Annotated in this window: 21 protein-coding genes; 18 read left to right on the top strand and 3 right to left on the bottom strand. The window is 47.8% G+C overall.

What is annotated here, in order from left to right:
- Positions 1–96: 96 nt before the first annotated feature.
- The gene (locus PAEVO_RS17560) at positions 97–804 is read right to left on the bottom strand and encodes a response regulator transcription factor (protein ID WP_100538704.1); all 708 of its coding nucleotides are present in this window, start codon (positions 802–804) and stop codon (positions 97–99) included.
- A gap of 257 nt (positions 805–1,061) precedes the next feature.
- Between PAEVO_RS17560 and PAEVO_RS17555 the strand changes: the two genes are divergently transcribed.
- Genes PAEVO_RS17555 through rpsN form a run of 4 tightly spaced genes read left to right on the top strand, consistent with a single transcriptional unit; the run spans position 1,062 to position 2,836 of the window.
- On the top strand, positions 1,062–1,310 hold the full coding sequence (locus PAEVO_RS17555) for a type B 50S ribosomal protein L31 (protein ID WP_100538703.1): 249 nt from the start codon (positions 1,062–1,064) through the stop codon (positions 1,308–1,310).
- A 35-nt stretch (positions 1,311–1,345) separates the two neighbouring features.
- Entirely contained in the window at positions 1,346–1,678 is a 333-nt protein-coding gene (locus tag PAEVO_RS17550; protein WP_100538702.1) for a DUF3024 domain-containing protein, read from the top strand.
- Between the two features lie 48 nt (positions 1,679–1,726).
- On the top strand, positions 1,727–2,539 hold the full coding sequence (locus PAEVO_RS17545; protein ID WP_100539496.1) for an AAA family ATPase: 813 nt from the start codon (positions 1,727–1,729) through the stop codon (positions 2,537–2,539).
- Between the two features lie 27 nt (positions 2,540–2,566).
- Positions 2,567–2,836, top strand: a complete 270-nt coding sequence (gene rpsN, locus PAEVO_RS17540; RefSeq protein WP_100538701.1) for a 30S ribosomal protein S14 — start codon at positions 2,567–2,569, stop codon at positions 2,834–2,836.
- Between the two features lie 138 nt (positions 2,837–2,974).
- Here rpsN and PAEVO_RS17535 read toward each other — a convergent pair whose 3' ends face one another.
- Complete coding sequence (locus PAEVO_RS17535; RefSeq protein ID WP_100538700.1) at positions 2,975–4,957, bottom strand: DUF4832 domain-containing protein; 1,983 nt, start codon at positions 4,955–4,957, stop codon at positions 2,975–2,977.
- Positions 4,958–5,168: 211 nt separating this feature from the next.
- Positions 5,169–6,191 (bottom strand): LacI family DNA-binding transcriptional regulator, encoded by a 1,023-nt coding sequence (locus tag PAEVO_RS17530; RefSeq protein ID WP_100538699.1) that lies wholly within the window; start codon positions 6,189–6,191, stop codon positions 5,169–5,171.
- 357 nt (positions 6,192–6,548) lie between these two features.
- On the opposite strand from PAEVO_RS17530, the gene PAEVO_RS17525 reads away from it, so the two are divergent.
- The 14 genes from PAEVO_RS17525 (at position 6,549) to PAEVO_RS17460 (ending at position 22,588) form a co-directional block, all read left to right on the top strand.
- Complete coding sequence (locus PAEVO_RS17525; protein WP_100538698.1) at positions 6,549–7,913, top strand: DUF4832 domain-containing protein; 1,365 nt, start codon at positions 6,549–6,551, stop codon at positions 7,911–7,913.
- On the top strand, positions 7,891–9,234 hold the full coding sequence (locus PAEVO_RS17520; RefSeq protein WP_100538697.1) for an acyltransferase domain-containing protein: 1,344 nt from the start codon (positions 7,891–7,893) through the stop codon (positions 9,232–9,234). The genes PAEVO_RS17525 and PAEVO_RS17520 overlap by 23 nt, the downstream gene beginning before the upstream one ends.
- The gene (locus tag PAEVO_RS17515) at positions 9,197–10,288 is read left to right on the top strand and encodes a DUF4832 domain-containing protein (RefSeq protein ID WP_100538696.1); all 1,092 of its coding nucleotides are present in this window, start codon (positions 9,197–9,199) and stop codon (positions 10,286–10,288) included. Before PAEVO_RS17520 ends, PAEVO_RS17515 begins: the two co-directional genes overlap by 38 nt.
- A gap of 47 nt (positions 10,289–10,335) precedes the next feature.
- A complete protein-coding gene (locus tag PAEVO_RS17510; protein ID WP_243390810.1) occupies positions 10,336–11,601 on the top strand; it encodes a Gfo/Idh/MocA family protein in 1,266 nt (421 codons plus the stop codon).
- A 32-nt stretch (positions 11,602–11,633) separates the two neighbouring features.
- Positions 11,634–12,560: an ABC transporter permease gene (locus tag PAEVO_RS17505; protein ID WP_100538694.1), complete on the top strand. Its 927-nt coding sequence runs from the start codon at positions 11,634–11,636 to the stop codon at positions 12,558–12,560.
- A complete protein-coding gene (locus PAEVO_RS17500; RefSeq protein WP_100538693.1) occupies positions 12,560–13,456 on the top strand; it encodes a carbohydrate ABC transporter permease in 897 nt (298 codons plus the stop codon). The genes PAEVO_RS17505 and PAEVO_RS17500 overlap by 1 nt, the downstream gene beginning before the upstream one ends.
- A gap of 70 nt (positions 13,457–13,526) precedes the next feature.
- Positions 13,527–14,984, top strand: a complete 1,458-nt coding sequence (locus PAEVO_RS17495) for an ABC transporter substrate-binding protein (protein WP_100538692.1) — start codon at positions 13,527–13,529, stop codon at positions 14,982–14,984.
- Between the two features lie 285 nt (positions 14,985–15,269).
- Entirely contained in the window at positions 15,270–15,929 is a 660-nt protein-coding gene (locus tag PAEVO_RS17490) for a TetR/AcrR family transcriptional regulator (protein ID WP_100538691.1), read from the top strand.
- Between the two features lie 2 nt (positions 15,930–15,931).
- Positions 15,932–16,300 (top strand): DUF4180 domain-containing protein, encoded by a 369-nt coding sequence (locus PAEVO_RS17485; protein WP_100538690.1) that lies wholly within the window; start codon positions 15,932–15,934, stop codon positions 16,298–16,300.
- Positions 16,301–16,360: 60 nt separating this feature from the next.
- Positions 16,361–17,011: a formylglycine-generating enzyme family protein gene (locus PAEVO_RS17480; protein ID WP_207797511.1), complete on the top strand. Its 651-nt coding sequence runs from the start codon at positions 16,361–16,363 to the stop codon at positions 17,009–17,011.
- Positions 17,012–17,321: 310 nt separating this feature from the next.
- A complete protein-coding gene (locus PAEVO_RS17475) occupies positions 17,322–18,275 on the top strand; it encodes a glycoside hydrolase family 43 protein (protein ID WP_100538688.1) in 954 nt (317 codons plus the stop codon).
- Between the two features lie 627 nt (positions 18,276–18,902).
- Positions 18,903–20,636 (top strand): extracellular solute-binding protein, encoded by a 1,734-nt coding sequence (locus PAEVO_RS17470; RefSeq protein WP_100538687.1) that lies wholly within the window; start codon positions 18,903–18,905, stop codon positions 20,634–20,636.
- A gap of 29 nt (positions 20,637–20,665) precedes the next feature.
- The gene (locus tag PAEVO_RS17465; RefSeq protein ID WP_100538686.1) at positions 20,666–21,637 is read left to right on the top strand and encodes an ABC transporter permease; all 972 of its coding nucleotides are present in this window, start codon (positions 20,666–20,668) and stop codon (positions 21,635–21,637) included.
- Between the two features lie 15 nt (positions 21,638–21,652).
- Positions 21,653–22,588, top strand: coding sequence for a carbohydrate ABC transporter permease (locus tag PAEVO_RS17460; RefSeq protein ID WP_100538685.1), 936 nt, complete (start codon positions 21,653–21,655; stop codon positions 22,586–22,588).
- Positions 22,589–22,602 lie beyond the last annotated feature (14 nt).

Genomic DNA, 22,602 nt, shown 5'->3' with positions numbered 1-22,602 from the left:
TAAGAGTGAGCCAGACGACAGAGAGTATGATCGTGATGATAGATATACCAGCAGCCCAGCGTCGTTTTGAATACCAAGTTTTCCAGTCCATAGGGGCTACTCATCTCCATCGGGAGTGAATTTATAACCGACGCCCCACACCGTTTTGATGTAGGAGGATTTGATTTCGGTTCGTTCCAGTTTATCGCGTAGTCTTCTTATGTAGACCGTGATCGTATTATCCTCGACATAAGCGGAATACCCCCATACATGATCCAGCAGCTGCGATTTGGTAAACACCTGATTAGGGTTGGAAGCCAAAAAGTACAGCAAATCAAATTCTTTGGCGGATAAAGAAATTTCCAGTTGTCCGGCCATGACCTTGCGGGCATTTTTATCAATCGAAAGGGCGCCGAATTGCAATCGCTGCTGTGGGGATACCTGAAGCTTCGGATCCGCGATTCGGCGCAAATGTGCCTGAACGCGGGCGACCAGTTCACTGAGCGAGAAGGGCTTGGTCATATAATCATCGGCACCAAAACCCAGGGCAAGGACTTTGTCCGTGTCGCTGCTGCGGGCGCTTAAAATAAGGATGGGCGCAGCCGTCAATGTGCGGAGCTTGCGGCACACCTCAATGCCGTCAGCATCAGGCAATGTCAGATCGAGAATGATAAAATCCGGCTGCCGGTGGCGGACTGCCTGCAATCCGTCGCCGGCATTCTCCGTGATGAACGTGCTGAATCCCTGAACACGTAAATAGTCATTCACAATGCGCGAGATATCCTGTTCATCTTCAATGATCAGTACTGTTTTAGCAGAATTCATTCATAAGTCGCCCCTGTTCCGTATGCTTGAAATGGTGAATCCATTATAGCATGGGCCGGAATGAAGGATAGGGAAAACAAGGGGAATCTTACCAGTTGAAGGCTTGGTGTGCAGTGAAGAAGCGTTTCCATGCCTGAATCCAGTCATTAGGTTGACAGCGGAGATCATTTATCTTATATTCATTCATATACTTATTCGTAATGTTTACGATTAATGGAAGAAAGAGTCAAGCGACTCGGAAGGAAAAGAGGATTTCAATGCAAAAAGGAATACATCCAACCTTTCAAAAGGTCATATTTCTGGATGCGAGCGTAGGTTATAAATTTCTTAGCGCTTCTACGAAGACTTCTTCGGAAACGATGGAATGGGAAGACGGTCATACCTATCCGGTTATACGTGTGGATTCGAGTTCTGCATCGCATCCTTTCTTTACGGGGAAACAGAAGAATGCCGAAATCGGCGGGCGTGTCGATAGGTTTAAGCAGCGATTACATTATAAAAAGTAATCCAGTCACGAACTATGGATCGATAGGAGGCGTCGATGGATAGCTTTACGAAGAAGAGAATAAGCGCCATTCTTGAAGCTTATATCGCTCTTAAGGTTCCTGGTGATTTAAGAGCGGAGGTACGCTTAACCTACCGGTTCAATGAGAGGACCGTTATTCTATCGGAAGAAAGACCTGATTGGCTTCAACGAAAATGGGATTCCACCGAATTGGTTCATTTTTGCCTGAAGGAAAATGGATGGCGCGTATACGCCAGACAAAACGGCAATGAGTGGGCTCCCCTATCTTCCATACCGCCCAGCAATGATTTTGAAGATGTGCTGGAGCAGGTGGAAATGGATACGCAAGAGGTCATCTGGGTCACATAACCCCATTTAAATACCATGATTCATGCAGTGAAGGAGCAGCAGCCGACAATGAGCAAAAGCAATGCTGGCCCGCGTCTTCCCCGGGCCAAGGGAATTGATATGGCAACCTATTATTCGCCTAGGGATTGCGCCAAAAGGGCAAGGCATCTGATCTTGTCCGAGTTTAATCAAAAAATCGTGGATGAGTTTGTTTCGATTTTGGGAATGAGGGAGGAATTTGAGAAGTTTCACGTTCCCATTCCTAACAAAGTCGTAATGTACGGCCCCCCTGGAACCGGAAAAACCTTAACGGCTTTCTATCTGGCTAACGTTCTCGAACTTCCGCTTGTCCTGGTTCGCCTGGATGCGATCATCCATAGCCACCTGGGTGAAACGGGCAGCAATATCCGCAAAATATTCGATTATGCAGGCATGTTCCCCTGCGTGCTGTTTCTTGATGAGTTCGATGCCATTGCAAGGACGAGGGACAACAACGATGAAGTTAAGGAGATGGCGCGTGCCGTCAATACATTACTGCAATGTCTCGATGACTTTGGGGATAAGAGCATTATGATGGCGGCCACCAATTTGGAGAAGGATCTGGATCAGGCGGTATGGCGCAGATTCGATACAAAGATGACGTATTCGTTACCGGACAAGGGAAAGAGGCAGCAATATATCCAAATCCTGATTGGAGAATTTCAATGTGATGAGGCAGCTATAACTGAAGTTAGCGAGCAGCTTGAAGGCTGCAGCTTTGCCGACATTGAGCAAATTATTTTGAAAGCCAAACGAAAAGCGATTATAGAGCGGCAACCGCTGCAAAGGAGACATATCCAAGAATCTTGCGATGAATATAAGCCTGCTGCAGCAAGTTCTTAACTTAAATAAAGGGAGGTATGATGACGAATGGCGAAAAAATCCAAAGTCGTGAAGGAACTAAAAAGACAGGAGATAGTTGCTAAATATGCGCAGAAACGCAGGGAATTGAAAGAAAGGGGCGATTATGAGGCCTTGCAGAAACTGCCACGCGACTCTTCCGCAACAAGGCTGCACAATCGATGTGCAATCAGCGGCAGACCAAGAGGTTACATCAGTAAATTCGGCGTTTCCCGAATCGTGTTTCGTGAACTGGCCCATAAGGGACAAATTCCGGGCGTGAAGAAGTCCAGCTGGTAGCATGACAGGTTCACGGTTACCTAATCTGTACAGAACTCAGTAAAGGGACGGTTTTATTGGAATTCTTAGGTGAACAACAGCTATCGGGTTATTCCCGATAGCTGTTGTTCATCGTTTCGGATCAGCCCGCGGCTTTCCTTATTTTGTCCATGTGCCGATCTTATAGGCTCCGTCTGAAAGGCGTTCCGTATTAGCAAAATCAACCCCGGGTTGGTTCGTGGACGGATTAAGAATCGCGATGGCCAGCTCATAGGTTCCGTGTGGCAGCGCGTTGGTGGAGATAGAGCCTGAGGCCGTATGCAAACCAGTCCTCCAGGTTCTTAAGTCCGCAGAAGTGGACTGGCGTGCTACGATATGGCCCCCGCTGCGCAGTTGAACTTCAACAGGCCAGTGGAACGGGAAGTGTTGAACCCCCTTATTTTCCACGACGATGGATACATCGAGCGTGTCTCCGGTATTCACTTGCGGATATGCAGCCTTGTTCACAACAAAGTGATAGCCCATTCGTTTCTTCAGCGTATCCATATTGCCCTGCAAAGGATTGCCCAGCGCCAAGGAAGCTGGAGAATTCGGTCCAAGCCAGCTTGGTTTGCTAAGCTCGGTTTGCCGCAGCGTCTCATTAAAGCCGCTCCCTGTCGTGAGCGCAGCATTCAGACCATAGGCGCCCCCGTAAAATTCGCCGCCAGAGACGCGAGTGTCCCAGAAGTTGGCATGGTTTGGCTGCTGCTGGCCGATATCATCCCAATAACCGTTCTGTGTGCCGGTATACCATCCCCATTCGGAATCAAAGCTCGGCTGATCTCCGAACACGTCATTATACATGCCGAGAATCAGACCCTTGTTATTATTATTGGCCAATTCGACGCTTCGTCTGATCAATAGCTGCGTATGCTCCTCCTGATCGGCAAACGCATCGATATAGTGCTGAATGTACTGGTTGGAAATGGGGTTCGGAGGAAATGCGCCCGTATAGTTGCTTTCCCCATTAGGTCCGATATAAGGCCAGGTGTGGAATTCCGCCCAATGGCCGAGTGAACCGATTTGCACAAAAGCGATCGGGCTGTCAGCCGTGTCGTAATGCTCCGCAATCGCTTCGATCGCAAGTTTGTGGCGGGCGATCAGATAATCGGAGCTGTAATTAGGGGAGAACCCCGTGTTGTTGCCGGCTCCCATACCACCGGTTTCATCTTGGTAGGCCTTACCTGGAGATTGTCCCAAACTCACCATGTCATTGTACAGCCAGTCAGGAATATCCCGGTGAGGCGCGCCCGAAGGACTGTCCAGAATAAAGCGCAGCACCACCTTGACGCCGCGGCTTTGCCAATAGTCGAAATGATTGGACGTTTCAATCGCACTGAAATCATAGTTGCCTTTTGTTGGCTCTAGCTCCTTCCAGGTGACACCGGCATACACGAGACGGTGGTCCTGAGGGTAATGGGTTGATTTGGCTGAAGGAGCCCAACCCTTAAACGGGTTATTGAGCGGATCATTCAGCTCGCTTGGGTGAAATTCGATCATTTCTTCTCCGGGATTACCTTCATTAAGCGTATAAACGGGAAGCGGCTGGTTCTGCGCTGGCAGGCGATTGACATCCGAATGGTTGTCCAGGTAACCCATGTTCACGCTGCTGCCTGCAGCAAGTCCAAGTGTGGCGAGAGGGAGTGCGGCTTCAATAATAGATGAGGTGCGCACGTATTGAGAAGAAGGGAGGGTGGAAGACCAATCCCAATTCCAGCTGCTGCCATTCCCGGAGTAGCGGTAAAGCGATTGATTTTCGAAGAGCCATTCAATGCCGGTCGTCCCCCATCCGAAGGCTTGATATCCGGTCGTAGCATTCTGATCCGTATTCAGCCAGAAGCTCCCCGTTGTCGTGCTAAGTCCTGAGCCTTCCACAAGCAGATAAAGATTCTTGTCATCGTGGGAAGCCTTTAAGACGCTAGCGGTTCCCGAATTCGTGGAAATCACCGGAAGCCCTTCCCAGTCACTCGGATCACCATCGACAACGATCGAAGCGGCTTCTGCAGTCGAAATAAAGAGGGAAAAAGGGGACAAGGTAAGGAGAATGGCCGTCATCGTAAAAATAGCGAACGTCATTTTCATGTGAATACCCCATGCTTTCATGTCAAACCTCCTCACAGGATGATTGGTGTCATAAAGCTGCAAGTCCAAACGTCTTGTTAACATTGGATTCATTCTACCGAATCCGAAGCTCTCACCTCCTTTCCAATGCAGCTTCCTAACTTCTTACACCCCAGAAAAAAAGAGCACCGTGTCCGGTGCTTCATGTGCAATGCGTTGATGAATGTATTCATTTCGACTTCCTAGTCTCCCTTTAAGTGGAACTGCGTACGACCAAGCGGGTAGGCAAAATGACCTTCTTGGGGAGCAGATGATTTCCGTTCATTCTGTCGATCAGGTTGTCGACGGCAACCATGCCAATTTCTTTTGTCGGTACATCGATCGTTGACAGAGGAGGATTGGAATACTTGGATACCTCGATATTGGATAAACCTATGACAGCCACTTCATTAGGAACGGAAATGCCGTTGTTATACAAGCCGTTGAGGGCGGCCATGGCCATTAGATCGCTGCCTGCAAAGAAGGCGGTCGGGCCATTTTTGGTTTTACATAAATGATTTATTTTTTCAATGCAGACCGCTTCATCCCACATGCAATCAATAACCCAATCGGGATTCACCGACATTCCGGCAGCATGCATGGTGGCGTAGTAGCCTCGGTAACGGCGGCTGTCTTTCAGGTTATTCGTTAATCCGCTTCCCCCGATATAACCAATCTGGGTGTGGCCTTTGTCAATGAGATGATTGACGGCCATCGAAGCAACATTGTAATGATCATAGCCCACATTATCGATATCCCCGCGCTCGGTATCAATCCCCACGATATAAGGAACCTGCTTGCGTATATACTCATAGGTTTCGCTGTTCAACGATTCCATAAGAATCAGACCGGTAATCGGTTCGCTGAAGGTATTGAAAAGGATCTTGCTGTCATTCAGTTCGATTCCAGTCCGAATAAAGGAAATGTTATATCCCGCACTCAGCAATCGCTCTTCCACACCAGATAAGATCGACATGAAATAAGGATCGTTGTATTTATCTTTTGTAACGCTTAGTACACAACCAATTTTGATATGCGACTTACTTTCGGAATGATCCTTGGTTGAAACTTTTCGCTTGGGACTTGAAGTGATTTTATAGTTCAACTGCGTAACCGCCTGCCAAACTCGTTCCCGGGTTTCGTCCGTGATTTTATATTTTGTATCGTTGTTTAAAACTCTGGATACGGTGGCAGTAGATACATTTGCTAATTTAGCAACATCCCGAATGGTACTCATAAATAAACACATTCTCCTTTTAAGTTACGAATAGTCACCATTTAGAGTTTATAGGAATGTTACACGGTAAACAATGATGGACTCGTTGATCGTTATGTTGCGTTTCGTGTTACGTGAGTTTGTTACGTTCTCTAAGTTTATATGTATTCATGATTAAAATCAATCATAACATGTTTCTGTCGTGCTATGTTACCTGAAATTTTAAAAAATTAAAAATTGTTATTGCAAGGATATATAGGGATGATATAACATGAAATCACGAAACGATTGCAAGAATTTACGTTGTTTTGTTACGTAAAATTAACGTAACAAAACAACGACGTATGGTAAGCAGGCGGCGGGGGGGCTGATCAGAACATGGACAAAGCAGTAACGGTTTACCCCATTAGGTTAGAAGACATCCTAAACAACCCGGGCATTGGTTTTACAGCAGCACCGGGGTTAATGGGGAACCTGGATCGGATCTGCGACAATCGAAGGGAAGAGCACAAGAAATATAAGTTCACGGAAGACAGCAGAACGTATAATCATCCCGACAGCAAAGTGTATTTCTGCAGCGTGCGCTGGCGGGACGTGGAAGTTCGCCAAGGGGAATACAGGTGGGAAGTCCTTGAGGAAAAGCTGGACTACGCAAAATCGATGGGCTGTACGGCCGTGGTTCGCTGTTCCCCATACGCGTTAAGCGAAGAAGATGATATACCGGCTTGGTATCGTGCGGAATATCCGGAGGAGCCCGACTTTCCGTTCTGGAGAGTAGACCCAGAGACCACACCATATGTGCTGTATTGGTCTAGCTTTATCCAGGCGTTTGCCGCACGGTTTGACGGACACCCGGTCATAAGCTCAATTGATTTGACGATTGTAGGGGCCTGGGGAGAAGGCGGCGGGACCGAATTTTTAAAGCCGGAGGCCATTAAACGCATTACAGATGCCTACTTGGACGGATTTAAAATAACGCCTCTCCAAGCTCTGCTGCATGATCCCCTGTCGATCAGCATTGTAAAAGAGCGCAAAGCCAAAGTGGGCTTTCGCGTCGATTGCTTGGGTGATATGGGCGGCTTTCATGGAAATCAGTGGTCTCATATGACGGATTTCTATCCCCAGAATATTCAGAATTTCAAGATGGGAGATGCCTGGGAGAAGGCTCCGATTCTATTTGAAGCATGCTGGCACATGAATGATTGGTATCTTCAGGGCTGGGATATGGATTATATCATTCAAGAAACGCTGAAGTGGCACATCTCTTCCTTTAACAATAAAGGAACGGTAGTCCCCGAACCGTGGAAAGAGAAGGTTAAGGCTTGGCTGAACAAGATGGGATACCGCTTTGAATTGAGGAAATTCACGTACGATTCGAGGGTGAATGCGGGTGGTCAGCTAAAAATCAGTGCATTGTGGGCTAATGTAGGAGTAGCCCCGATCTATAATCATTATCCGCTGGTCGTGAGGCTTACTGGCCAGGATCAAACCTATACGCTGCACAGCGGGGAGGATATCAGGGAGTGGCTGCCGGACGAAGATATTGTTTGGGAAGAAAGTTTGGGTTTACCCGGTAATATGTCCGAAGGTGAATATCGTTTGGAGATTGGCATCGAAACCGGTGTGAAGGAAATCGGGAATATCCAGCTGGCCATCGAGGGAAACAACGACGGCTATTACCCGATGGGCAAGCTATTCGTTGAACAAGGGAGGAAGGCATATGGAGAGTCGGATGAATTTTAAAGAGTGTACAACCATTTGTGATTTTGATTACCTGCCGGAAGGCTTGGAAGCGAAATACGATCGCTATCAACCGGATGGCAAGCCCCATCTCATTCCCAGGGATTTCCTGTCTGGAATCTTTGAGCAGCATCAAATTCCTGAACATACCCGGCAATGGCTCATTCATGGGGTTGAGGCGATAGAAAAGGACGCCGTACTATTTCACTTCACCCAATTTTTAGTGGAGGATATGTGCACTTTGCGCAATCGCTGTGATGAGACTCATTATACGAATATGACACCAGGAAGCATGAAGCAATACGGAGAATTATACTCCTTTCTTTTGCTGCTGGCCTGCGTTGTTCCTTCCATGAACAAGCTGGAGGCGCGTTCCGTACCTAAAGCCTACTACGAGCAGATCCCTCAACAGCCCCTGAAGCCTCAATTGGAAAAGTTGGTGCTGCACGGCGATGCCAAGGTTCATGATTTTCCATGGGTGATGAATTTTTATACCTGCTCCATCTTTTTGTTAGACCGGTTTTATTTTATCCCCTACCGATTTGAGGATCCCTTCACCATGTTCCGTCATGTGAACACGCAGGAGGTCATGGCCCTTCGGCACGCAGGCGAAGAATTTCGCAGTGATGGACAACGGAACGGCATCAATGATGTATATGATCTTCAAGGAAACTTCACCTCGGAATGGCACGAGAACGCCGAGTTTGTTATTGCTAATCGGATAAATCCCATGGGATTCGTTGAAAGAGAAACGACGCCGATCCTAAAGAAAGAATGGGAACCGGTACTTCAAAAAGGGGATACGCTGTTAGCGCTTCACATTCCATCCGGACCCGGATACACACCGGACAGGCTGAAGAGTTCCATGGAGATGGCTGCTGCATTCTATGACCAGTACTTTCCGGAGTTACCCGTCAAAGGCTTCTGGAGCTCAAGCTGGCTTTATGATACAAGGCTGTCGCTTATCCTGGACCATGAAAAAAGCAATATCGTCCTCGTTCAACAACAATTCTATAACTATCCGACCATGGAAGGGGACGGCATGCTGCGTTATGAAGCGTTTGGTGACAGGAGGGCAGATCCGGTCCGAAGCCCCGGCGAATATACAACCTCACTGCAAAAAGCAGCAGCGGCGTATATGGAAACGGGAGCCCGTTTTAACACATTAAGCATGATTGTATTAAGGGAAGATATTGAAAGGATTGGCAGCCGGCCGTATATAACCGATGCAGATATCGAGCAATTTCACAGAACCGTTGACAGCCATTTGCAAAGGAGAGAAGAGGATGGGGAAATACTCGCTCGAAAACTACGAGAAGTATAAAACCGTAAAAATCCGACCGCAACCCCTATTGAACAGGGAGTTTGATACAAGCCTGGGGCAATTCGAATACGTCTCCTTTTCCTGGAGAACGCTTGAGCCGGTTCGAGGAGAATACAGGCTTGAAGCGATCCATGAAGCACTGCATACGGCCCAAAATCCCATTCTTGTCCTGGTACCGGAATTGCCGATCTGGGCTCCGGATTACGCGCCTGATTGTTTTGCGGCTTTGATCCGAAAAGTCGGGAGCTATATTGACTCCGACAGACGCTTAACAGCCGTTCTGATATCAACCTTAGCTGACAGTAAGGAAGAATGGAACGCTTATATGGAGTCGTTTGAGGTGCAGACGCTGCTAGCCGAACTGCAGAATGACAGACTGATTCAGCATCTAAGAGAACGCAGTCGAGGGTTTGGCCTGCTGGTGAAGTGCAGTGAGGAGAATTGGATCGAATGCTGTGAGGCCTTTGCCATACATAAGCTGCAGAAGGCATGGAAGCGCTACCAGGTGGTCCTTCATGTAACCGATGACATTTGCGGCCCTCATACCAGACGCGAGGCATATCGCTGGCACGCCGGCCTCTCCAATCTGAATATAGGGCTTGGATATCATCTGGCTTTACGTAGACTGACTTATCCGGAAACCGTATATAGCCGTGGGAGTTTGCCGCTGCGATTCTGGTTTGTCAACGGGGGCAGTTCGAGAATTTATCGGGAATTTCAGTTATGGGTGCAGTTAAAGCAGGGGGAGGTTTCCTACGAATATCCCTTGCACGCAGCCACGCATTCCTGGTTAACCGGGGACCTTGTCCATAACGAGATGGTCCCCTTGAAGGATATGTTACCGGGAAGATATACGCTGAGTATAGCACTCTATTTCGAAGACCGGTCGTATATCCCCCTACATATACAGAATCCGCAGCAGGATGGGTATTATGAGGCAGGCACAATACAAGTCGAACTATCCGATGAGGATCCGCTCATGAATATTTGGGATACTTATTATCCGGAAGGATATTATCCCTTGGAAGATCCTGTGGTTCCAGAACAGGAATAGATGTTTCGAACAAGATGGTTAGGACAAATACGAGTTTGCTGGAGGTTATGGATTTGAAGTTAGCATTAATCGGCGCAGGACAAAGAGGCATGATCTACGCAAGGCATGCATACCCAAGCGAGGACATTGTTGCGGTCGTTGAACCGGATGACAGCAGAAGAAAGGCGGCAGCGGACGAGTTTCAGATTCCCTTGGAGAAACAATTTGAATCCGTGGATGAATTTTATCGGCTCGGCAAAATTTGCGATGCCGTCATTGTTTCTTCCATGGACCGTGATCATTACGCGCAAACGATGAGAGCGCTTGATCTTGGCTATGATATTTTGCTGGAAAAGCCCATTTCGCCAAGTCCGGAAGAAAGCTTGAGAATACAACGAAAAGCCAATGAAACAGGTCGGAAAGTGATTGTATGCCATGTACTCAGATATACGAACTTCTTTGCGGAAATCAAGAAAATCATCGATAGCCAAGAGCTCGGCAAGATCGTGACCATTCAGCATAACGAGAATATCGGCAATTTCCATATGGCGCACTCCTTTGTACGAGGCAACTGGAGGAGAAGCGACCTGGCCAGTCCGATTATCATGCAGAAGTCCTGCCATGATATGGATATTCTGGCCTGGCTGGTGGACAGTCAAGCGAAACGGATCTCTTCCTATGGCAGCCTGACTTATTTTAAGGCGGAGAATGCACCGGCAGGCAGTGCGGAACGATGCCTTGACTGTAAGGTAGCAGCAAACTGCCGATTCGATGCAAGAAAAGCCTATTTGCCTATAAGGGGCCAATGGCCCGCTACCGTCATTTCGGCGGATCAGAGCGAAGATGGACTGCTCCAAGCGCTCGCAACGAGTCCTTACGGACGCTGTGTTTATCGGCTTGACAATGATGTGTGCGACCATCAAGTCACCGTGATCGAGTTCAAAAACGGAGTAACGGCAACGTTTAATTTAAGCGGATTCACCAACAAAATGTACCGTACGCTCAAAATCATGTGCGAGCATGGGGAAATTCGAGGCGACGATAACTTGAACATTATCGAAGTCACCCGCTTTAACTCCAATATGGCAGAACCCGTTCAGCAAACCGTCATTCGGCCGGCAACGGTGAGCGGTGGACATAACGGCGGCGATACCGGTCTGATGAACGACTTTTTGGAGAATCTGGGGAATGCCGACTTCAGCAGCAGATCCTCCATCGACATGTCCGTCGAAAGCCATATCATGGCCTATGCCGCGGAAGAGGCGAGAATTACGGGTACCGTGGTCGATCTGGATCAACTTAAGGAGAGGCTGCAGCAGAGCATTTTGGCATAATCGTTTAATCACATTGCAAAGGTAGTGATGAAATGGGTTCCGTGGTTAAGGGGTTTCTATATGAAATAACGAAAAACAGAATACTGTATCTGATGTGCGTGCCTGCCCTGATCGTGCTGATCATGTTCTCCTATATCCCTTTTGCCGGGATATGGATGGCCTTTACCGATTTTAATGTGGTTGATGGCATCTTCGGCAGTGAATTTGTAGGTCTGGACAATTTCAAATACTTTTTCTCGGAAAACAGCATGGGATGGAAGGTTACCTATAACACGCTGTATATCAACTTTTTTGGTCTCATATTAGGCATTATCATTCCCGTCAGCATTGCCATTCTGATCCATGAAATCCGGCATAAAACCTACAAAAAAGTCGCTCAAAGCATGATGTTTTTTCCTTATTTCATATCGTGGGTCGTCGTTGGGGCGATTCTGTACGGCATCTTCTCCACGGATGTGGGCGTTGCCAACAATATACTGGAGTTCTTTGGAGCCGAGCCGATAAGGTGGTACTCCGAGCCTAAATATTGGAAATGGATCATCATTTTGTCGAGCGTTTGGAAATGGAGCGGCTACAGTTCCATTGTCTATATGGCAGCGATGTCCAATTTTGATGGAAGCTTGTACGAAGCGGCTAAGGTGGATGGCGCCAACAAATTGCAGCGGATTTTTTACTTGACCGTGCCCATGCTGAAACCAACGATCATCGTCTTGAGCTTGCTGAGCGTCGGCAGAATCTTCTACGGGGACTTTGGGATGATTTACGGCATCGTCGGCAACAATCCGGTCCTGGCTGAAGAAGTAACGGTTATCGATACATACGTTTATCAGTCGATGCGCACGCTGGGCTTTTCTTACTCTACGGCAATCGGGCTCTTCCAGTCCTTGATGGGACTGATCCTGATTACGGCTGCAAACCAATCGGCTAAGAAAATAAATGACGGAGAGGGTCTATTTTGATGAAACAAAAGAATAGATTGCTTGGCGATCAATTGGTAATAGCCTTTGCCTATGTTTTCATCGGTTTATTCGCGCTCGTGTGTCTGTATCCCCTTGTTTTAACCTTAAGCGTATCCTTTTCTTCGGAACAGGCCGTTGCGAGAAACGGCTATTCGATGATCCCCTTAAGTCCCAGCTTGGATACCTATAAATATATCTTTGTTAATAGTGGGATGAAACTGCTCAAATCCTACGGGGTAACCCTGTTTGTAACCACTGTGGGTACGGTAGGGGCTCTGCTGATTACCAGCATGATTGCATTTTCCCTATCGATCAAAAAGCTGAGATACCGCAACGTGCTCGCATTTATTAGCAACTTTACGATTATCTTCTCGGCCGGCTTAATTCCGTGGTACATGGTCAGCGTCAATTATTATGGATTGAAGAACAGCATTCTGGCCTTGATCCTGCCTTCCATCTTCAGCGTATGGAACATGTTCCTGATGCGCACGTACTTTGCAAGCATCTCTCCATCTTTATATGAAGCTGCCGAGATGGACGGCGCCAATTATTTTACGATCTATGTAAAAATAGCCCTCCCATTAAGCAAGACCGCATTGCTGACGGTTGGATTAATGTATGCGCTTCAATATTGGAATGATTGGTGGCACGCTCTGATCTTTATTAACGAACGCGATTTATTTCCGCTGCAATATTTCCTCTACAACATTCTGTCGAACGTCAATGCGATAAGCTCGGGACGTATTCCATCAGGGGCGTCAGGTAACATCACATTGCCAGCGGAGACCGTGAAGATGGCCATTACGGTCATTACGATCGGTCCGATCATATTCCTGTACCCTTTCATTCAAAAATACTTCGTGCACGGGATTATGGCCGGTGCGGTCAAAGAATAGACGCCTGCGTGGTTACTGGCCGATACCGGCTTTTAACATAGATTAACCATTTTATTAGGGAGGGTCTTTCATGAAAGCAAGGAACATGCTGATCTTGTTGGTCTTATTGATTGCGTCCGTTTCGGTCATGGCGGGATGCAGCGGCAGAAAAGAGGGGGCAGCCGAGCTTGAAACCGTCACGATTCTGTATCCGGGGGAGCGAAGCGATCGGATGAGCGAATTTCTGGATAACGAATTCGCGGAGAAGATGGCAGCCGATCTTGGTTTGAAGGTTGAAGTCACATTTGTGCCGTGGGCTCAGTATTGGGAACAAAAAGATATCATGCTGGCCGCAAATGAACCGATCGATTTATATTGGGATGGCCTCCCGGACCTTTCTACGATCGTCAACAAGAAACAAGCCATGGTATTGGATGATTTAATCGAGGAATATGGCCAGGATATGCTAAAAGTCCTGCCGATGGAGCAGCTTCAGGGTGCAACGATCGATGGGAAGATTCATGGCATTCCATCCGCATATGCACCATCCTCCGCCATGTACCAGCTGGTGGCCGTTCGTCAGGATATCCTCGAAGCGGTGGGGATGACGGACTTGAAGACGGCTGACGATTTAAAGGAATTCGCAACCAGGGCGAAAGAGAAATTCCCTGAAATGAAGGGGCCCGCCGATATTATCTTTAAACCGTTGACCCGATATTTTACCGATGAACAATATAACTGGATCGCCGTCGAAGATTTGGTTGTATTCGGGGAAGAAAGCAAAAAAGCATACAGCTACTATGAAACGGAAGCGTTCCAGGAAGTCGCGAAGTTTAACCGCGGCATGTATGATGCGGGGTTATATACAGAGGATTTGACCATCAAATACAACGAGAGAGACTCCCGCATGCAGACGGGCTTATACTTATGGGTTGAAGGATCTCTGGGCAAGGAAATGGAAATTGTCGATGCCATCAAAGCCAATGCGCCGGAGGCCGAGGTTAAAACGTATCTGTTAGCCGAGGATAAACCGCGTTATGTGACGGCTGCAGGCGGAGAGGTGCTGGGCATACCTGTGAATGCTCCTAATCCGGAAGGAGCCATGAAGTTCGTGAATTGGATTTATAAATCCCAGGAGAATTATCTGTTTGCTCTCTATGGCGTTGAAGGCAAGGATTACGAGATTGTGGATGGAAGAATCAATAAACTCACCGCTAGCGAGTTCTTCTATGAATGGATGTTTAGAAATCAAAATTACCAATTGTTCGGGCCGAATGTAGCACAAGAGTCCATCGATAAGTATAAGAGCTGGGATGATCAGGCTGTTCGATCCGAATCCTTGGGATTCCGATTCAATAACGAAAAGGTCAAGTTAATCGAGACGGCCCTGAAAGAAGTCGCGGGTAAGGATTTAGCCGCTATCCGTTCCGGTTTCGTCGATTTTGAGACGGAGTATCCCAAAGCCATCGAGAAGCTGAAGGCGGCGGGCATTGATGACTACGTCGCTGAGATCCAGCGTCAGTTGGACGAGTTTTTGGCTGGGAAATAAAAGCGTAATGTCTACTTTTGTTGTACTTCTAACAGGCTAAACTGCAAGCTAGGAGGCTGAATTGAGATAGCAGATGTTTAAACTTAAAGAGGTATTTTCTGAATAAGGAAATACCTCTTTATTTATATATGAGGATTTCATTCATAGGAGTTTTATAACAAAAAAGGCTGCGCACTGGGTCTGATCCAAAGCCTTCATTGACAATAAGTGCCATTCTTATGTACACTTTTTTTATTCCGACTGTTCAGTATAAATAAAATCAACAAAGATACAGGTGAAGAAATTATGCCCAAATTAGGAATGGGACCGAAGCGCAGGGCAGAGGTCGTTAATGCCACGTTAACCTGCATCAGCATGTATGGAATTGACGGCATGACACTGGATAAGGTGGCCGATCATGCAAACTGTTCCAAAGGAGTTGTCACATATTATTTCAAGAATAAGGATCATCTGACGATCGAAGCTTTCAAGTCGTTCTTGGCATACTATGGGCTGAAGATCGAATCCGGCATTGAGCATACGATGACACCGGGAGAAATGATGGATCTTGCCCTGAAGTTTATGCTTCCCCCGCTCAGCGATGACGCGGATCGAATGATTAATGTGTCGCAGCTGGAGGGGGTCGACAAGATGTATATCCCTTATGCTGATCAAGCTAAGCTCTTTGTACAGTTTTTCTCAAAAGCCATGCTGGATCGCAATTTGCAGGAAGTTGTATCGAAGAGTTACGAGGCTGATCTCCAAGGCATCGCCAAGATCATGGAGTACGGCAACCGGACGGGGCAGATGTCCGTTGAAGATTCCCGCGATGCCGCCTATGGGCTGATGGCGATGGTTATTGGCCTGAGCTTTTTTAGAGTAGCGAACGTTCCGCCCGTCAAGGACGAGGATAACCGGTACATATGTGAGGATTATGTAAGAAGACTTACCCAAACAGGAGGGTGACTATGAATATAGAGAAGATTGAAACAGATGGAGGAACGATAGCGGTCGTACGCAGCAATGAGATATTAATAGAGGATGTGCAATCCGCATTGGATCTTATGGCAACCGTGCAATATGAAACGGGCAGCCGTCGTATGGTGATGAACCAATCGGTATTCAGCGAAGCCTTCTTCGATTTGAAGACGCGCCTTGCAGGCGAAATCCTTCAGAAGTATATCAATTATCATGTGAAGGTTGCGATTATCGGAGATTTTTCTGTTTATCCAAGCCAAAGCTTGCAAGACTTCATTTATGAATGCAATAAGGGGAACGATTTCTTTTTCTTGCCGAGCGAACAACAAGGAATAGAACGGTTAAGCAGGTTGAGCTAAGAGACGAAAACGGGAGGAAGACGGTTGTCAGTACCTGGGTTTTATCTAAAAGGATATCCGATGCAGAACATTCCAGCAGGCGCAATTCAATTAAGGGACGACCGTATAAAGTCTTCGTGGACGGTCGAGGTGAACGCTTTTCAGCTTGCACCGGTTCCTGTTACGAAGGCGCTGTATTTCTCGCTTATGCCACCGTGGGCAGGTTTTGCTGACGTCACGCGGGTTCCGATCGTCGATGTATCATGGAACGATGCAATTCACTTCTGTAACGTGCTATCTCGGCGTTCAGGTCTAAACGAATGTTATTCGGTCACGGAAGATGGTGCGTGTGTGGAGTGTAACTGGGAAACGGATGGCTACCGTCTTCCGACGGAAGCAGAATGGCAATATGCGTGCAGAGCCGGGAGTGATGGCTATCGTTACGGAGAGCTTGATGACATCGCTTGGTATGAAGGGAATTCCGGGGGCGCCCTGCATGAGGTAGGCAAAAAGAGGCCCAATGCGTGGGGGCTTTACGATATGCTCGGAAATGTGTGGGAGTGGTGCTGGGATGTATACGATCCGGACGTATACGGCTCATACAGAGTATTCCGCGGCGGGAGCTGGGCGGAAGAGGCCAGGGGCTGCGGGGCGACATGCCGCCGGCGAAGCCACCCGACGTTTCGGATTGAGGATCTCGGGTTTCGACTGGCGAGATCGATTTCACGATAAAGCTGATCCTTCGGGACCAGCTTTTTTTGATCGTGCAGCACCTAATGAATTTCCAATAAACGTATCGAGACGCCGTCAATTTTCTCCAGATAGTAATAGATGCTAGGTCAATCCTTCACTATAACTAGATATGTTACATAATCTAACGCGATAAATCTTCGTATAATTGCGTATAGACAAGGCTGGAAGACATCAGTAAGATTGGGTTTAACTTTTCGTGGGGGGTGTGGGGAGTTAAGGGGTGCCAGGGGTGAATTGCCGTAGTGTTGATCAAAAACCAGGAAATTCAAGGGATAAGGAGGATAAGAAAATGGTACATGGACCAACATTCAACAATCCGATCGTAGAGCAAGCAGCCGATCCTTGGGTATGGAAGCATACGGACGGCTATTACTATTTTATGGCAACGAGACGCGGATATCTGGAGCTGACACAATCGGCAACCTTGACCGGACTTGCAGAGGGACGGAAGAAAACGATCTGGTCTCCGGAAGCCGGCGGACGCCATAGTTATAACCTGTGGGCGCCGGAAATCCACCATCTGGACGGCAAGTGGTACATTTATTTTACAGCGAATGACGGGGGAGGCGACGAGTCGCGCCAAATATGCGTGCTGGAGAACGGGGAGCCTGATCCAATGGAAGGCGAATGGACATGGAAGGGCGCGCTGCCGACCCCCGTACCCGGCCTGGACGGTACGGTCATGACCGTAGGCAATCAGCTTTATTTCCTGTATGCGGGGTACGGTCATTTCCCGGATTATGGCTCCGCTCTATACATCATGCGCATGACAAACCCTTGGACATTGACGGGAGATCATGTATTACTTACCGCCCCGACCCTGTCCTGGGAAAAACAAGGCGGAATGGCCATTAACGAAGGACCCGTCGTCCTTCAGCGGAACGGCCGCATCTTCCTGGTGTACTCGGCCAGCACTACCTGGTCCGAGGATTATGCGCTGGGAATGCTCACGATGGATGAAACTGCGGATCCGATGGACCCGCTATCCTGGTCTAAATCCATGGAGCCTGTATTTTGCAAAAGCGTGGAGAACGGGGTGTACGCTACCGGTCACAACAGCTTCACGCAATCACCGGATGGCAAGGAGGACTGGATTGTTTACCATGCGCTTCCAGAGCCTGGAGCAGATACGGCCTTACGCTCGACCCGTATCCAGAAATTCGGCTGGAAGCAAGATGGAACCCCGGACTTCGGTGTCCCGGCCAGTGATTCGCAGGCCATAGCGATACCGTCCGGAGAATAATGTATGCGGCTTCATAACGTAAACGAACAGGTATCCCGAGAGGATCGATGATGACGGCAAAGGTGCGTCAGATGCCGCAAGGGTGTAAGTGAATATTCACAGGATTCGATAAACCCCCATTCATTACAGATTATCTGTAATGAATGGGGGTTTATTACGAATGAGAGTGAATCGTGAGGGGAACGTGATTTCATAACAAAAACGGCATTTTTAATCGGATATTCCTTTTGGGATAAGGGTTATCAGTTTATGGATTGTTTCCGATATCTCGATAAACAAAACAAAGAATAAAGAAAATGACTAATTTTAATTACTGAAATTATGTATGAAAGCGTTGACAGAATGAAGTAGTATGCTTATACTTCGGTTAAAGATACAGGATAATTGTATTAAATGAAAGTGTAGGGACTGGTAATGCCGTCAATTTACATGTGAGAGGGGATCCATTGGAATGGCCAAGAGGAGGAGTTGCATTTCAGACCGGGGGGGGCTTAGACACTACGAAGATTGAAGAACGAAAGATAGCAAGCCTTAAACTGGCACCCCTGAAAAAACCACGGAATATTGATCCTCTCAGGCGCTAATGCTGGGGGTGCTCGCAATTATTCATATCATGGGAGGTTAAGCATGAACAGAACGATGAAGCGTTATTTCACTCTGTTATTCATATCCATTTTGATCATTTCGACGGTAACCGCTTGCAGCGGCAAGGCAAATAACGAGCCCGATAATACCGTAACCCAAGAGGAAGGCGTAGAGAAGAATGAGGTGACGTTTGAAGATATCAGCGGGGACATACGCGGCAATAAAGCACCGACGCAGGAGCAAATCGATGAGGTCAACAGCACACTGAACGATACATATCTGGGCGACGTTTTCGAAGAAGTCATTCCTAGCGATTATTCTGCTTATCCCGTTAAAGGCGATGTGGTGCTGGATGTATGGATGCCTGCCAACTCCAACATCCCGGATATGAATAATCACTTGGTTCAGAAGCAGGTAGAGAAGCTCACCGGCATTAAGGTGAACTTCATTACGCCGCCCGTCGGGCAGGAAGCGGATGCCTTTACCTTGATGATCTCCTCCGGCGAGCTGCCGGATATCATCATTGACCCGGGCCGTTATCCGGGAGGCTTGGAAGCGGGGGTAAACGACGGCGCTTACCTCGACTTGACCGACCTGATGGAAAAGCATGCCCCGAATTATTCGGCATGGCGCAACTCGGACGAAACGAGAAGAAAAACGACCGTAACCGATGATGGCAGGCTGCTGGGCTTCTACGGGATCGCTCCATATTCCGAATGGATCTGGTTCGGCACGTTAATCAAGCAGGAAGCGCTGGATAAGACAGGACTTCCAGTCCCGACGACGATAGATGAATGGTATGAATTTCTGAAGAAATCCAAGGAAGTCGGATATAAAGCACCGCTGAATTACGGATCGACGTACGGCCAAATCTTTACCGGCATCATTAATGGCGCATATGGCGTCTGGGACTGGACCTTCCTGGATGAGAACGGCAAAGTCGCATGGGGTCCTGCACAACCGAAAGCCAAGGAATATCTCGCGACGATGCAGCAGTGGAATAAGGAAGGCTTGCTGAATCGGGATTGGGCTACCGCCGATTTCAATCAACGGATGGCCAGCGCGATATCCGACGATACGGCCGTCATGATGGACTCACCGGATACGATGTGGAGCTACTGGAAAGTGCAGAACGATATTGATTTCGTGGGGGCGCTGAATCCTGTTCTGAATGAAGGGGACAAATCCGCAACCACCTATAAAAACTTCAAAAGAACCGGAACCGGTGCAGCCATCACCACTCAGAGCAAAAATGTCGAAGCTGCAATGGCATGGCTGGATTTCAACTTCAGCAAAAAAGGCTGGGAGCTCATTAACTTTGGCGAGTACGGCACGGTGCATTTGGTGGATGAACAAGGAATGCCTTATTACCCTGAAAACAGTTACATCTACAATGATCCGGACGGTCAGCCGGTCGACGTCACACTTTGGAAATACCGCTGGCACAGTTGGCCGAACATTCGCGATGAGCATAATGCCAACCCGTTGATCTCGGCGAAAGGAAGCTATTCCGGAGATATCCGAAAGAATTGGACGGAAAACATGGATACCAGCATGGCGATGCCGCCGATCACCTTCACGAAAGAAGAAGCCTCGCGCGAAGCCGAGCTTGGAAACCAATTGTCCACGCTGCGCGGAGAATACTTTGCGAAGATCATTATGGGCGAATTGCCGGTTGATGCTTACGATAAATTTTTGAAGGAAGCGCAAAGTATGGGGCTGGACGAATTCTTAAGTCTCCATCAGGCAGCCTTGGATCGGTATAACCAACGATAGTTTTCATAATAAGAACAGGTGGTTGATTCATGGAGATATTACGGAAAAACAGGGGAATAGACCATGTCCAGACGCCCTCGGAGCCCAAGAATACCAAACGGTTGATTCAAAAGGATCTGAAAAAGAATTGGTTCGTCTATCTGATGGCCCTTCCCGTCGTGGCGTGGTTCTTGATCTTCTGCTACGGGCCGATGTGGGGCGTCATGATCGCATTCAAGGATTTCAAGCCCTTGCTGGGATTCGCGGATAGCGATTGGGTGGGATTCAAACATTTCATCGATTTTTTCTCCGGACCCTATTTTTGGAGAGTCGTCAAGAATACGCTCCTGCTGAATGTGTGGGGCATCGTGTTTGGATTTACGGCACCGATTATCCTGGCATTGCTGCTGAATGAAGTTCGCTCTTCCAAATTTAAGCGGACCGTACAAACCATTACGTATATGCCGCATTTTATTTCACTGGTGGTTGTGTGCGGGATCATTCACATCTTTACGGCCAATGAAGGGGTCGTCACGCAGCTGCTCTCATTCATAACGGGAAAAGACTACTCATCCCTTCTCGGGTATTCCAATTTGTTCCGTCCGATTTATACCTTCTCCGGAATCTGGCAGAGCATCGGATGGGACAGCATCATTTACCTGGCTGCGATGAGCTCCATCGATCCTTCGTTATATGAAGCGGCCGATATCGACGGGGTCGGCAGGGTGAAAAAAATGTGGTACATTACGCTGCCCCAGATCAGTCCGGTCATCATCATCCTGTTTATCTTTGCGATCGGCGGATTGATGGCTTCCGGTTACGAGAAAATTATCCTGCTCTATAATCCTTTAATCTACGATACGGCGGATGTCATCGCTTCCTATGTTTACCGCAGGGGCTTGAGGGAAGCGAGCCTAAGCTATTCCACTGCCGTCGGATTAATAAGCTCCATCGTGAATTTCGGGCTGTTATGGATGACAAATACCATCGTAAAACGCAGGTCTGAATCCAGCTTATGGTAAGAGAGAGGGAAGGTTATGGAGGATATCAAGCAACTCAAAGTGAAACGAAGCAGGAAGCATAAAAGCATAGGAGACCGCATATTCGACTTTACGAACTATACGCTGTTAACCGCGTTAACGTTGGTGTGTTTTTATCCCATATTGCATATCTTGTTTGCTTCCGTCAGCGATCCCAGCGCCTTGATGGCACATAAAGGGGTATTGTTAAAGCCGCTGGGATTCACGCTCGATGGTTACAAGCTGGTGTTTAAAGACAACAGCCTGCTGAAGGGGTACATGAATACGATCATTTATGTGGGACTGGGCACTTTGGTCAATATGGTCATGACGATATTGGGCGCGTACGTCCTCTCCAGGCGGGACTTGTATTTCAAGAATTTCATCATGATTCTGATTACGATCACCATGTTTTTCGGCGGAGGACTGATTCCCTGGTTTCTGTTAATGAAGGACATCGGCTTGTACAACAATCTGTGGGCGATGATTCTGCCGACTGCTTTAAGCACTTGGAATATCATCATTTTAAGAACCGGATTCCAATCGATTCCGAGAGAGCTGGAAGAAGCGGCATTGATTGATGGCGCAAGCCAGGCCAACATCCTCATCACCGTGATCCTGCCGCTGTCGAAAGCCACGCTGGCCGTTATCTTCCTGTACTATCTGGTTGGCAATTGGAACTCATGGTTTAATGCCATGGTCCTGCTGAAGGACAGGGAACTGTTTCCGTTACAGCTGTTAATGAAGGAGATTCTGGTCGCCAATGATTCGACGGCCACCACGATCGGCAGCGCGGGCGGAGTCGTTATTAACAGCGCCCAGAGCTCGACCGCGTTCCGGGAGCTGGTTAAATATTGCGCGATCGTGGTTTCAACGGTGCCTATATTAATGGTGTATCCGTTCCTGCAAAAGTATTTCGTGAAAGGCGTTTATGTGGGTTCGATTAAAGGCTAGATCTTCAACCGTAT

The sequence above is a fragment of the Paenibacillus sp. GM2FR genome (assembly GCF_002803325.1).
In the GTDB taxonomy this organism is placed as follows: domain Bacteria; phylum Bacillota; class Bacilli; order Paenibacillales; family Paenibacillaceae; genus Paenibacillus_AQ; species Paenibacillus_AQ lautus.
Note: the sequence above shows the minus strand (reverse complement) of the source record. Positions and strands in the feature narration are given on the sequence as shown.